This window comes from Halomonas sp. QHL1 (assembly GCF_001882345.1).
GTDB lineage: Bacteria > Pseudomonadota > Gammaproteobacteria > Pseudomonadales > Halomonadaceae > Vreelandella.
The window spans coordinates 2,711,357-2,724,254 of record NZ_MINL01000001.1 but is presented as its reverse complement, the minus strand read 5'-3'; the positions used below and the strand labels follow the sequence as shown (position 1 = coordinate 2,724,254).

At 53.5% G+C, this 12,898-nt stretch carries 14 protein-coding genes; 12 read left to right on the top strand and 2 right to left on the bottom strand.

Going from position 1 to position 12,898, the window contains the following annotated elements:
• Positions 1–13 precede the first annotated feature (13 nt).
• The 5 genes from pcaH (at position 14) to QHL1GM_RS12425 (ending at position 4,562) form a co-directional block, all read left to right on the top strand.
• Positions 14–748: a protocatechuate 3,4-dioxygenase subunit beta gene (gene pcaH, locus QHL1GM_RS12445; RefSeq protein WP_071694766.1), complete on the top strand. Its 735-nt coding sequence runs from the start codon at positions 14–16 to the stop codon at positions 746–748.
• A gap of 11 nt (positions 749–759) precedes the next feature.
• Positions 760–1,392 (top strand): protocatechuate 3,4-dioxygenase subunit alpha, encoded by a 633-nt coding sequence (pcaG, locus tag QHL1GM_RS12440; RefSeq protein WP_175540384.1) that lies wholly within the window; start codon positions 760–762, stop codon positions 1,390–1,392.
• Between the two features lie 325 nt (positions 1,393–1,717).
• Entirely contained in the window at positions 1,718–2,743 is a 1,026-nt protein-coding gene (locus QHL1GM_RS12435; RefSeq protein WP_071694765.1) for a TRAP transporter substrate-binding protein, read from the top strand.
• 12 nt (positions 2,744–2,755) lie between these two features.
• Positions 2,756–3,283, top strand: coding sequence for a TRAP transporter small permease (locus QHL1GM_RS12430; RefSeq protein ID WP_071694764.1), 528 nt, complete (start codon positions 2,756–2,758; stop codon positions 3,281–3,283).
• Positions 3,273–4,562, top strand: coding sequence for a TRAP transporter large permease (locus QHL1GM_RS12425; RefSeq protein ID WP_071694763.1), 1,290 nt, complete (start codon positions 3,273–3,275; stop codon positions 4,560–4,562). Before QHL1GM_RS12430 ends, QHL1GM_RS12425 begins: the two co-directional genes overlap by 11 nt.
• Here the strand turns inward: QHL1GM_RS12425 and QHL1GM_RS12420 are convergent.
• Positions 4,559–5,470 carry a helix-turn-helix domain-containing protein gene (locus tag QHL1GM_RS12420; protein WP_071694762.1) on the bottom strand — a complete coding sequence of 304 codons (912 nt, stop codon included), beginning with the start codon at positions 5,468–5,470 and terminating at the stop codon, positions 4,559–4,561. The genes QHL1GM_RS12425 and QHL1GM_RS12420 overlap by 4 nt on opposite strands.
• Before the next feature lie 146 nt (positions 5,471–5,616).
• On the opposite strand from QHL1GM_RS12420, the gene pobA reads away from it, so the two are divergent.
• From pobA to QHL1GM_RS12405, 3 genes are all read left to right on the top strand, one after another.
• Positions 5,617–6,801, top strand: coding sequence for a 4-hydroxybenzoate 3-monooxygenase (pobA, locus tag QHL1GM_RS12415; RefSeq protein WP_071695995.1), 1,185 nt, complete (start codon positions 5,617–5,619; stop codon positions 6,799–6,801).
• A gap of 193 nt (positions 6,802–6,994) precedes the next feature.
• Positions 6,995–7,816, top strand: a complete 822-nt coding sequence (locus tag QHL1GM_RS12410) for a 3-keto-5-aminohexanoate cleavage protein (protein ID WP_071694761.1) — start codon at positions 6,995–6,997, stop codon at positions 7,814–7,816.
• A 39-nt stretch (positions 7,817–7,855) separates the two neighbouring features.
• Complete coding sequence (locus QHL1GM_RS12405) at positions 7,856–8,263, top strand: nuclear transport factor 2 family protein (RefSeq protein ID WP_071694760.1); 408 nt, start codon at positions 7,856–7,858, stop codon at positions 8,261–8,263.
• A gap of 19 nt (positions 8,264–8,282) precedes the next feature.
• Here QHL1GM_RS12405 and QHL1GM_RS12400 read toward each other — a convergent pair whose 3' ends face one another.
• On the bottom strand, positions 8,283–9,188 hold the full coding sequence (locus QHL1GM_RS12400) for a LysR family transcriptional regulator (protein ID WP_071694759.1): 906 nt from the start codon (positions 9,186–9,188) through the stop codon (positions 8,283–8,285).
• Positions 9,189–9,392: 204 nt separating this feature from the next.
• Between QHL1GM_RS12400 and salA the strand changes: the two genes are divergently transcribed.
• The 4 genes from salA to QHL1GM_RS12380 all read left to right on the top strand — a co-directional run.
• A complete protein-coding gene (salA, locus tag QHL1GM_RS12395; protein WP_071694758.1) occupies positions 9,393–10,685 on the top strand; it encodes a salicylate 1-monooxygenase in 1,293 nt (430 codons plus the stop codon).
• 475 nt (positions 10,686–11,160) lie between these two features.
• A complete protein-coding gene (locus tag QHL1GM_RS12390; RefSeq protein WP_071694757.1) occupies positions 11,161–12,279 on the top strand; it encodes a muconate/chloromuconate family cycloisomerase in 1,119 nt (372 codons plus the stop codon).
• Positions 12,280–12,336: 57 nt separating this feature from the next.
• Positions 12,337–12,627 (top strand): muconolactone Delta-isomerase, encoded by a 291-nt coding sequence (gene catC / locus QHL1GM_RS12385; protein WP_071694756.1) that lies wholly within the window; start codon positions 12,337–12,339, stop codon positions 12,625–12,627.
• A gap of 65 nt (positions 12,628–12,692) precedes the next feature.
• Positions 12,693–12,898 (top strand): dioxygenase (locus QHL1GM_RS12380; RefSeq protein ID WP_302847862.1); only part of this gene is annotated, 206 nt, incomplete at its 3' end.

Genomic DNA, 12,898 nt, shown 5'->3' with positions numbered 1-12,898 from the left:
AGAGGTAAGGGCGATGACCCACGACAATAAACGCTTTGTGGCCCGCGACCGCAACTGGCATCCACCCGCCTACGCGCCGGGTTATAAAACCTCGGTAGCGCGTTCGCCCCAGCAGGCGCTGGTGAGTATGCAGCAACCGACCGTTTCTGAACTGACCGGCCCCGATTTCAGCCACCTGCGCATGGGCCCCCACGATAACGATCTACTGCTGAACTTCCGCCAAGATTCGAGCCAAGGCCAAGGGCTGCCCCAGGGCGAGCGGATTATGATGTTTGGCCGCGTGGTAGATCAGTTTGGCAAACCGATACCGCATACCTTGGTGGAAATGTGGCAGGCCAACGCGGGTGGTCGCTATCGGCATAAAAACGATAGGTATCTGGCACCGCTGGATCCTAACTTCGGCGGTGTAGGTCGCTGCCTGACCGATGAGCAGGGTATGTACCGTTTCCGCACCATCAAGCCTGGCCCCTACCCTTGGCCCAACGATATGAACAGCTGGCGCCCAGCGCATATTCACGTATCGGTAACCGGCCCTTCGATCTCGACCCGGCTGATTACTCAAATGTATTTTGAGGGTGACCCGCTGATTCCCCTGTGCCCCATCGTGCATACGCTGAAAGACCCTCTCGCGGTTGAGACCATGATTGGGCGGCTCGATATGGCCCACAGCAAACCGATGGACTGCTTGGCCTATCGCTTTGATTTGGTGGTGCGCGGTGAGCTGCAAACTTATTTTGAGAATCAATAAGGGGATACCTCATGAAGCAGCCTAATAACCAGCCAACCAGTGACCTGATGCTGCGGGAAACCGCCTCGCAAACCGCTGGCCCCTATGTGCATATTGGCTTGGCCCTCGCGGCGGCGGGCAACCCGGTGCGGGACGAAGAGATCTGGAACGAGATGGCCAAGCCCGACGCCGAGGGCGAGCATATCGAAGTCGTCGGCACCGTCATCGACGGCAATGGTGATCTGGTGCGCGATGCTTTTGTAGAAGCGTGGCAAACGGATGCTAACGGCTACTACCAGGCCGATTACGACCTTAGCAAACCATTCAATAGCTTTGGCCGCACTGCGACTACCTTTGATCACGGTAGCGAGTGGTCGCTGACCACCATCAAGCCCGGCGCGGTGCAGCATCCCAGCGGCCAGCCAATGGCGCCGCACATTAACCTCACGCTGTTTGCCCGTGGGGTGAATATTCACCTGCAAACACGGCTCTACTTTGATGATGAAGCTGAAGCGAACGCACAGTGCCCGGTGCTCACGCGCATCGAATCACCGGCGCGCCGCCAAACCCTGATCGCCAAGCGCGAAGAGGTTGATGGTAAGGTGCGTTACAAGCTAGATATCCGTCTGCAGGGCGAGGGTGAGACGGTGTTTTTTGATTATTAGCCGTTGTCACGGGTAAGCGTTTCTCCTCAAACAAAAAGCGTTGTTCACTTATAGGCAACGCTTTTTTATTTGGATACGACCATGGTCTTGGCGTGATATTGGAAAAGTCCAAGTTTTTATTACCATTGTACCTTTTGATGCAGGTATATGGCTCGCAACACTGAAAGCGATAGGCAGTAGTGGCAAAAAGGTGTATTGCGGTACTTAGACATAGACGAATGTCGATTAGCTCTACGCCTGATAGTGGACTAATGTGGTTGCTAAGAGCGAACTACTATTCGCTGTGCGAACTTACAATAATCCAAAAAAGTCCTGGAGGCCTCTTATGAAAATGACCTTATCCCGGTGTGTTTTGGCAGCAGCGATTGCTGGCCTTGCCGTTAGTTCGGCCCAGGCAGAGACCACGCTACGCATGGCGCATTTTTGGCCTGGCCCTTCAGGCGTTAACCAAGATGTTTTGCAAGCGTGGGCGGATACCATTGCCGAAGAGTCGAATGGCGATTTGACTATTCAAATGTTCCCAGCAGGCACGTTAGCCAAGCCGGACTCCATCTACGAAGCCGCCGCCAACGGTATTGCTGATATCGGCGCCACCGCTCAGGGCTACACCGCTGGCCGTTTCCCGCTGTCGCAAATTGTTGAGCTGCCAGGTGTGGCCTCTACGGCAACGCAAGGGGCGTGCGTGCTACAGACGCTCTACGACGACGGCCATTTGGATAGCGAATACGAAGATACCCGCCCGCTATTTATGTTTACTACGGGCCCCGGTGGCATCCACACCATCGACACCGATGTGCAAACCCCTGCCGATCTGGAAGGGCTGCGCATTCGCCGCCCCACCGCTGTGGCGGGTGAGATGCTGGAAAATATGGGCGCAAGCCCCGTGGGCATGCCAGCTCCCGATATTTACACCTCTATGCAGCGCGGTGTTATCGATGGCCTAAGTTTTCCCTGGGAAGGTTTAAAAGGCTTCCGCATTAACGAGCTGGTGAGTTACCACACCGAAGTGCCGTTTTACACATTGATCTTTGTCGCCACCATGAATCAGCGCTCGTACGATAATTTGACGCCTGAACAGCAGGCGGTAATCGATAATAACTCAGGCATGAAGTGGGCTGAAAACGCCGGTGAAGTGTTTGACCGCCTAGACGTAGAAGGCAAACAAGAAGCTGCTGATGCTGGCCATACCATTCGCGAAATCGAAAATCCGTTAGCGCATCCTGATTGGCAAGAACCGCTCGAAACCGGTATTGAAAACTACCTAACGCAGTTGGAAGAGCGCGGTTTGGATCAAGCTCGAGATGTATATCAAGCTGCACTGGCAGCCAGTGAGTCTTGTGGTACCCAATAGGGGTAAGGTTTTATGAAGTCTACTCTCTATAGGGCCAGCCACTGGCTGGCCCTCATTTGTCGCTTGGTGGCTGGCATCGCGCTGGTTGGACTGCTGGCAGTGACCATTGCCGATGTCAGTACGCGTTATCTATCGCGTGTAACGGAAGGTGCTATTGCGCTGCGCGTTTCCGGCAGTGTAGAGCTGGTCAGCTATTTGATGCTGTTTGCGCTATTAGCTGCCATGGCCGCTAATGTGGAGAAAAGCCAAGTGGTGGTAGAGGCGTTCTCTCACGGCTTGCCGCAAGCGATAAAAAATCGCCTGCAAGGGCTCTTTTTCCTCGGCTTCATGGCGCTGGGGCTGATTCTATTTGTGGGTTTGCTTGATTCGGCCGCAGCCGCCAGTCGGCATGGCGAAATAACCCAAGACCTGCGACTGCCCATGGGGCCGATTTACCAGTTGGCAGCGGTGCTCAGTTTACTTCTGGGAATACGTAGTTTTATTCACGCCTTGCTCGGCGTCGTTTATGCTGCGGGTGAGGAGGCGTCTCATGGGGAGTGAAGCGATTGGCGCCATTGGGCTTGGGTGTCTGCTGGTACTGATGATTTTGCGTGTTCCCGTGGCGTTAACCATGCTGGTCGTGGGCGTGGGGGGGTTTGCCTACATCATCAGCTGGGATGCAGCCATTGCTCAGCTAAAAACCGTGCCGGTGGAAGTGCTCTCTAACTACAGTTTCAGCGCGGTGCCCATGTTTATCTTAATGGGCGTTTTGGCTGCCCATTCAGGCATGGCCGGTAAGCTGTTTGATTCAACCCGCGTCATTTGCGGCGGCTGGAAGGGCGGCCTGGCGATTGCAGCCGTGGGCTCTTGCGGCATCTTCTCCGCTATCTCCGGTTCTTCGTTAGCCACGGCGAGCACTATGACCCGGGTGGCGCTGCCGGAGATGGAGCGCTATGGCTATAACCGTGGCTTAGCGACCGGCGCGCTGGCTGCAGGCGGCACGTTGGGGATTATGATTCCACCCAGTATCGCGCTGCTTATCTACGCCATTCTAACCGAGCAGTCCGTTGGCGATATGTTCATGGCGGGGCTGATTCCCGGTTTGCTAGGTCTGGTGATGTATTCTCTAACCATTACGGTAGTGATGTATCTGCGCCCCTCTCTAGCCGTTGCGGGTGAGCCCACTGCTTGGAAAGAGAAGCTACTCTCGTTGACCGGCTTAGTGCCCTTCTTTGGCGTTTTCCTGGTAATGATTTTAGGTATCTATTTTGGTGCCTTTACACCGACGGAAGGGGCCAGTGTTGGAGCGTTCGCCACGCTGCTTTATGCCCTTGTGAAAGGCATGCGCGGTGCGCAGCTATGGCATAGCGTACAGGAGACCTTGGCGCTCTCTGCGGTGGTGTTCTTTATGCTGGTGGGGGCTGAAACGCTCGGTTACTTCATTTCGGTGTCGCGCATTTCGTTTTCCATTACTGACCTGCTCTACGGCATGGATCTCACCCCTATTGTTGTGGTGCTGTGCATCCTGGCGCTCTACTTTGTGCTGGGTATGTTTATGGACTCCATCGCCATGCTGGTGATCACCGTACCGGTGGTTTACCCCATTATTCAGGCGATGGGTATCGACCCGGTATGGTTCGGTATTTTGACCGTGCTGACGGTAGAGCTGGGGCTAATGACCCCGCCGGTGGGAATGAACGTGTTTGTGATTAAAGCGATGGCGCCGCATGTTGGGTTAGGGGAGATATTTAAAGGGGTAACTCCCTTCGTGGTGTCTGATTTACTGCGTTTAACCCTGTTAATCCTCTTCCCGGTACTCTCGACCTTCTTTTTACTCTAAGTGTTGTTAACGCCTGTTGACTGCCGAAACCGGAAGTCACGAGGCGATAGAGTGGTATTACGTTTAAAAAAGCGTGTGAAGTAAGCCGGCTCAGAGAAGCCTAAGCTGTCGGAGACTTGGCCAATGGTCATATTGGTATAAGTTAGCTGGCGCTTGGCTTCCAGCAGTAGGCGTTCGTGCAGCAACTGCAGGGCGCTGCGCCCGGCGAGTTGGCGGCACAGCATATTCAAGTGCGCACTACTCACCCCTATCTGCTCGGCTAAATACTCAATACTCGGCTGCTCGCGATAGCGCGCTTCGATCAGCGCTTGATAGTGCTCTAAATGCTGCCGACCTTTATCACTTTGGCGGGGGCCATAACGTTTTACCGTGTTGCCTGTATAAGCACAAAGACGCGATAGCTCGACCACCAAGGCTTGAATAAGTGCTTCGAGTAGGCTGTTGCGTCCGGGGGCAGGTTGGCGGTACTCCTGATCAATCTGCGACACCAGGGTGGCAATTCGCGCAGCCCGATTTGCCTGGAGAAGAGGGTAGAAATCTGCTTTTTTTAGCGTGCTGCTCTCACCCATTAGCGTATGTAAGTGGTCTGCCAATGGCTTGGCCAGAGTGATAATGTGCCCCTGCACATCGGGCGAGAAGTGAAAGCCATGAATGGTCATGGCGGGCACAACGATAGCGATGGCGCTCTGCAGCTGATGGCTCGTTCCCTCCAGCTCTAACTCAACGCTACCTTGAGAAACAAACAGAATATGCACTAGATCGGCGTGGCGATGCGGGCGTATACGCCAGTCATGTAGCTGGCTGCGCTCGGGAATGGATTCGCAGTGGAGCAAGTCTGGCGTGGGCCAATGCTGCGTCTCGCCATAGAGCTTAAATACTGGAACGGACGTTGCCGACGAGGCTGGCATCACCTATATCTCCTATACGACTAAGGTGGGGTGATAAAGCGCTAAATGTCCAATGATTGATCTAGATCATGCCTTATTATGCGGCGTGTTTCATTGAAAAATACAAGTCATACGTTTTAGATAATGACAATGATGAGGCATCCCCTATGAAAACACAGGTCGCGATTATTGGTGCAGGGCCTTCTGGTCTATTGCTGGGTCAGCTACTGCATCGCCAAGGTATTGATAACGTGATTGTTGAGCGGCGTAGCGGTGAGTATGTATTGAGCCGGATCCGCGCCGGTGTGCTTGAGCAGGGCATGGTGGACTTGCTGCGCGAAGCGGGTGTTGACCAACGCATGGATGAAGAGGGCTTACCCCATGACGGTTTTGAGCTTGTTTTCGACAACCGCCGCGTGCGGGTCGCACTGGATGAACTGACCGGCGGCAGTAAAGTCATGGTTTACGGCCAAACCGAGGTGACGCGGGATCTGATGGAGGCCCGCGTTGCCGCTGGCGCGACAACGCTCTACGAGGCGGAAAACGTCCAGCCTCACAATCTGGATAGTGACAGCCCCTATCTAACCTTTGAACACAACGGTAAAACGGTCAGGCTAGAGTGTGACTACATCGCCGGGTGCGATGGCTACCATGGCGTCTCCCGCCAGGCGATCCCTCAAGACCGCATCAAAGAGTTTGAAAAAGTCTACCCGTTTGGCTGGCTGGGCATGCTCTCGGATACGCCACCGGTCTCCGATGAGCTGATCTACGCGCGTCACGAGCGGGGCTTTAGTCTTTGCAGCATGCGCTCCGCTACCCGCAGTCGTTACTACCTCCAAGTGCCGTTAGATGAAAAAGTAGAAGACTGGTCTGACGAGCGCTTTTGGGAGGAGCTTAAGCGCCGCTTGCCTAACGAAGTGGCCGAAAAGCTTGTCACTGGGCCTTCTATTGAGAAGAGCATCGCACCGCTGCGTAGCTATGTGGTCGAACCGATGCAGTACGGGCGGTTGTTCCTGGTCGGCGATGCGGCGCATATTGTACCGCCCACCGGTGCCAAAGGGCTTAATCTGGCTGCCAGCGATGTAAATACGCTCTATCAGCTAATGGTGAAGGTCTACCAAGAAGGCCGCACGGATCTGATTGAGCGCTACTCGCAAACGTGCCTGAAGCGTATCTGGAAGGCGGAGCGTTTCTCCTGGTGGATGACCTCCATGCTGCACAACTTCTCTGACCAAGAGGATTTCAACAGTCGTATGCAGCTGGCCGAGTTGGACTACGTGACCAGCTCTAAAGCAGGGATGACCACCATCGCGGAAAACTATGTAGGGCTGCCCTACGAACAGCTGGAGTAGCGCTTAGCCTTTTTTCCAGTTTTCCTCATTGCCCAAGCATCTGCTTGGGCTTTTTTGTGCTTAAAGCCCATAAAACACCTATCGCAACTGGTATGAGTCGAACTTGTCTAAAGAGTTTGACGCAAATAAATATCTGCTCTATTTTGTTCGTATTACAAATTAATGTTCGCAATAAGAACAAAGAGAGGCTTCCATGTCTAAGTCCTGTATTATTTGTGTCGCTATCACCGGCAGCCTGCCGCGCAAAGAGAACAATCCTGCCGTGCCGATTACGGTTGAAGAGCAGATTGAAAGTACTCAGGCGGCGTTTGAGGCGGGCGCCACTATTGCCCACTGCCACGTACGCAACGATGATCAAACGCCCTCTTCAGACCCGGAGAAGTTTGGCCGCTTGATGGAAGGGCTCAAGAAACACTGTCCCGGTATGATTATTCAGCTCTCAACCGGTGGTCGCTCCGGCGCAGGTGAGGCACGCGGCGGGATGCTGCCGCTGAAGCCCGATATGGCCAGTCTCTCGGTAGGCTCTAATAACTTCCCCAATCGTGTTTACGAGAATCCGCCGCAGCTCGTGGAGTGGCTTGCCGATGAGATGCTCAAGTACGGCGTAAAGCCTGAAATCGAAGCATTTGATTTGTCACATATCCACCAAGCGGTGAGTCTTTCCAAGCAGGGCAAGTTAAAGACGCCGCTCTACGTACAGTTTGTCATGGGCGTTAAAAACTCAATGCCAGCGGACAAACCTACTTTTGATTTTTATATTGAGACGCTCAAGCGTTTAGCGCCTGATGCGCAGTGGTGTGGCGCAGGCATTGGTGCCAACCAATACCTACTTAACGAGTGGTCAATTGCGGCAGGCGGCCATACCCGTACGGGGCTAGAAGATAACGTGCGCCTGGATAGCAATACGCTCGCGCCTTCCAACGCGGCTTTGGTCGAGCGCTCCGTAGCACTATGCGAAAAGTATCAGCGTCCGGTGGCTACCTGGCAGCAGGCTCGAGAGATGCTTGGGTTATAAACAATATAAAACCGACAATTAAACTGCAGGAGTTAAGTTATGACCGATGTCACTGTCGTGGGTGATGCACCTGAGATCGACGAGATTAAGCGTGTTGTCCAGCTATATGTTGATGGCTTTCAAGGCAGTAGAGAAAAGCTGGAGAAAGCGTTCCATAAGGATGCGTGGATTTTTGCTTTGGACGCTGACGGTGCGTTAGCGACTGATCTGATCAGTGATCGCTTCGAACGCTGGGCTGATAGTCACCGGGCGGTAAAGGGCCGCTTTATTGCGGTGACCCAGGCTGGGGAGGTGGCCAGCGTGTTGCTAGGCTTTGACAATAGTGAAAACCTTGCGGATTCCTGGGTCGATGTGATTGCCCTGGTGAAGGTCGACGGTGCTTGGAAAATTACCAATAAAACGGCAGCCCACAGCACCCGTGCGGCGTGGGCAAAGCCCAACTCTTAATGGTAGGGGGGAGGTAGCTCTATTCAGAGAACATAGAAAACACCAACTCACGCAACCAGCGGTTGCCGGGGTCTTGGTGAAAGCGACGATGCCAGAAAAGATTAATCGGGATTTCTGGGAACGTCAGCGGGTGCTCACGAACGGCTAAACCGAAACGGGCTTGCATTGCTTCGGCTAACTTGTAGGTCACTGTCACCACGAGATCGCTGCTACTGACGATATAGGGAACGGCGGCGAAATTCGGCAGGGTTAGCCTGACGGGACGAACAACCCCAGATCGGGCAAGCTGCTCTTCTACCACGCCGTGACCGGTTCCCTGGGCAACAACGACAGCATGGGCAGCTGAGCGAAACGCCTCTAAGCTAAAGTCACCTATAGCGAGGGGATGGTCATGACGCATTAGGCAGACATAGCGTTGCACAAATAGCCGCTGCTGATAGAAACCGGCCCTTAGTTGGGGAATCAAGCCAACGGCTAGATCGATCTGCCCCTCCTCCATCTCTTGCTTCAGGCCATTATGGTGGCTGCGCACAGTGCTAAGCGAGACGCCCAGTGCTAAGTGTGAGAGGTGCTGCAATAAGGGTGGTAGAAAGACAATTTCGCCAATATCCGTCATGTTGATATTAAAAGTGCGCTCACTCAACGCTGGGTTAAAATCGTCGTGTAGGTTTAAGGTGTCACTCAGGCGTGCCAACGCATCTGCTATGCCGGGATGAAGCTGGCTGGCGCGCGGCGTTGGTTGGAGCCCTTGTGAGGTACGCTCGAAGAGCTCGTCATTCAGTAAGTGGCGTAAGCGCTTCAGTGCATGACTTACCGCTGGCTGTGTAATACCTAAGCGTAACGCAACCCGCTGAGTATTTTGCTCTTGGTACAGCAGGTCAAATACAACCAGCAAGTTCAGGTCGATATTGGCAAGCTTAAACATTAGGATGCGCCATGTCGGGTATTCGATAATAGTCTACCTAAGCCGCATAGAGATTTTTCAACTCGTTATTTCATATTGTTATTAGCACCGTTTATAGTCCAAATGAAGGGGGCTATGTGGTGACCGCTGTTTCATCGTAATAGCGTTAGGGGCAGAGCATAAGGCTCAACATGATAACCATAAATCCCTGAGCAGAGTGAAAACATGCAAGCCAAACAGATTCAGCAGAAACGACTCTCGATTGGTATCGTCGGCGGTGGTATCGGCGGCGTGGCCTTTGCTGTCGCGCTATCCCGAGACAGCAGTCTTCATGTTCAACTTTTCGAAGCCGCTCCCCAGTTCTCCGAAATTGGTGCCGGGGTTTCCTTTGGCCCCAATGCGGTGAAGGCCATTCACCTGTTGGGCCTAGATGCCTCTTATCAGCGTATTGCCGACGCTTCGCCAGCGCCCTTCGAGGATGTCTGGTTTGAGTGGCGTCGCGGTAGCGATGATGCCTACCTTACCGCCAGCCTAGCACCGGGAGTGGGGCAGTCGTCGGTACATCGCGCCGATTTTCTAGATGCTATTGTTGCCAATCTGCCAGAGGGCATCGCCCACTTTGGCAAATGCTGTATAGACGTTAAGCAAGATGCCGACAGCGCAACGGCCATCTTCGACGACGGTACTCACTTTACTGGCGATGTGATTATTGGCTTTGACGGTATTAAGTCTGCGGTGCGGTCCCATGTGCTACCCCCGGAGCAGTACGGGGAGATTACCCCGTTTTGGAGTGGCACTTACGCTTATCGTGGCATGATCCCCACCGGCCAGTTGGAGTCTGCGCTAGAAGCTAAAGGCAGCGAGAAACGATTAGCGTTGGTGCCCCAGATGTATCTGGGCAAGGACCGCCATATTCTGACATTCCCGGTTAAGCACTCCCAATTGATTAACGTTGTTGCTTTTATCACCGACCGCTCAACGCCTATTCCCATGCTGCGCCAACATGAAGAGTGGGTACAAGCCACCACTCAAGAGGAGATGCTGGAGGTGTTTGAAGGCTGGAGCCCTGCCTGCCAAGCAATCCTTGAATGTATTCCTGAGCCAACGCGCTGGGCGCTGCATGAGTTACCTGAGCTTGTCCGCTACCATCGCGACCGCGTACTGATTGTTGGTGATGCTGCCCATGCATTAGTGCCCCACCAGGGGGCAGGCGCCGGTCAGGCACTGGAAGACGCCTATGTGCTTGCCAGCCTGCTGGCTGATGCGAATTGCCATCGCCATAATGTGAGCACTATTTTGTCCGCCTTTGAACAGGTGCGCCATAGTCGAACCTGCAAAGTGCAGCGCACTTCTCATGAGGCGGGTGATGTCTACGAATATGCAGGAGAGGGCATCGGCGATGATGAAGCAAAGTTAATCAACAACCTGGAAACTCGCTTCGAGTGGCTCTGGCACCACAACCCTCACGACGATGTAGTGGCGGCGCGACAGATAGTAGCGTTAGCTACTTCGCCATAACCATACGGTTTTAACAATTAGCTAGTTTTAACTAACAGTTACGCCGAGTAATTCGTTGCTTTGCCACAGTGCCTCACTCTTTTATCGCAAAAGTTACTCCACTGGGGGCGCGTGATGAAAAAGGGGCAAGCTTGCCGCTCCCTTAATAGTTAGTAGCAGAGTTTGTGCGTTGAATACATCGTTATAGTTAGCCGCTAGTTACTATCCCCTTTGTGAATAGCTTATCATTCAAGCAATATTATTTTATTCAAAATGTTGATAAATAATAGAAAATTTTGGTAATGAGGAGGTGTTAGAGAACTGGGAAAAGAAAGAGGCAGCTAAATAATAATAGTTGGTCGCTAAAAACTGAGCAGTCACCACCCTGTAGTGATACCTCCTCGGTATGACTAGGCACCTAAACAATATTGGTTCCGACCTCTAACGCCAATCAGACTGATAGCAAGTTAAATGATTGCCAGACGCCGGAGCCTTCATGTCAACCGTCATCCAACACATTGAGACACTACTGGTCGATTTACCGACCATCCGTCCTCACAAGCTTTCCATGACCACCATGGCCTGCCAAACCATGGTCATTGTGCGCATGCGCCACTCCGATGGCATCGAAGGGCTGGGCGAGGGCACCACGATTGGCGGCTTAGCCTATGGCCCGGAAAGTCCGGAGAGCATCAAGCGTAATATCGATACCTACCTTGCACCGCTGTTGATCGGTCAGCCTTCTCACAATGTCCATCAGCTGCGCGCCCGACTTAACCGCCACGCCCGCGGCAATATGATCGCCAAGTCAGCGCTAGAAACCGCGTTATTAGATGCCCAGGGCAAGCGCTTGGGCTTGAGTATCGCTGACCTTCTCGGTGGCGCGCACCAACAACAGTTACCCGTGCTTTGGACCCTTGCCAGCGGCGATACCGCCAAAGATATTGATGAGGCGCTGCTGCGCATAGAGCAGCGCCGGCATTGTGACTTCAAGTTGAAAATTGGCGCCAATCCGGTCGATCAAGACGTCCGTCATGTGGCGGCGATTAAAGCGGCGTTGGGTGATCGTGCCAGCGTGCGCGTTGACGTTAATCAGGCGTGGAATGAATCCATGGCGGTTCGCGGCATTCAGGTGCTGCAGGATGCCGGTATTGAGTTAATTGAGCAGCCTATTCCCGCCCGCGAACATGCAGGGCTAGTTCGCTTAGCTAACCGTTTCAACGTGCCAATGCTGGCTGACGAGGCCGTGCAGGACGCCCGCGATGGACTAGATCTTGTCTGCGGCGGATTCAGTGGTGCCTTTGCGCTGAAGATTGCTAAATCAGGTGGTATTTACGGCGCGCTGGAGCTTGCCCATGTCGCTCAAGCGGCTGGGGTTGGTTTATACGGCGGCACGTTACTGGAGGGCACCATTGGTACCGCCGCCTCACTCCACGCCTGGTCGACGTTGCCGGAAATGGCCTGGGGCACGGAAATGTTCGGCCCGCTGCTGCTAAAAGATGACATTGTCGTTGAGCCACTCAACTACACCGAGTTTGGTGTTGATGTGCCGCAAGGGGCTGGGCTGGGCATTACCTTAGATGAAGATAAGTTGGCGCATTATTCACGTAAGTAAAAGTCACGTAAATAAAGCCGACGTTTGCGTTCGCCCGCGATCCAAGAGGAGAGACGTATGCTGTTTCAAGTAGAGATGACCGTTAAGTTGCCAACCGATATGCCCGCGGAGCAAGCGGCCAAGATTAAGGCGACTGAAAAGGCGTATTCCCAAGACCTGCAGCGTGAGGGCAAATGGCGCCACTTGTGGCGGGTAGCGGGCAGCTACTCGAACGTCAGTATTTTTGACGTGGAAGACAACGCTGAACTGCAAGAGCTGGTCAGTAATCTACCACTGTTCCCCTATATGGAAATTAACGTCAAGCCGCTGTGTCGTCATCCCTCTTCGGTGCGTGACGACGACAGCTAATTACCTACAGAACACGCCAGCTCGAATTATAAAACAACACCCTATAACAAACAGAGGGTTTCACCATGACCGTGAAGATATTCGATACCCCCGACGTGCAAGACTTCATTAAAACCGTGGCCGGCTTTGATAAAACCGGTGGCAATGACCGTGCCAAGCAAATTGTGCATCGCCTGGTCGGCGATCTGTTTAAGCTGATCGACGACTTTGACGTCACCGAAGAAGAGTACTGGGCCGGTGTCAACCTGCTCAATGCCCTGGGCAGTCAGAC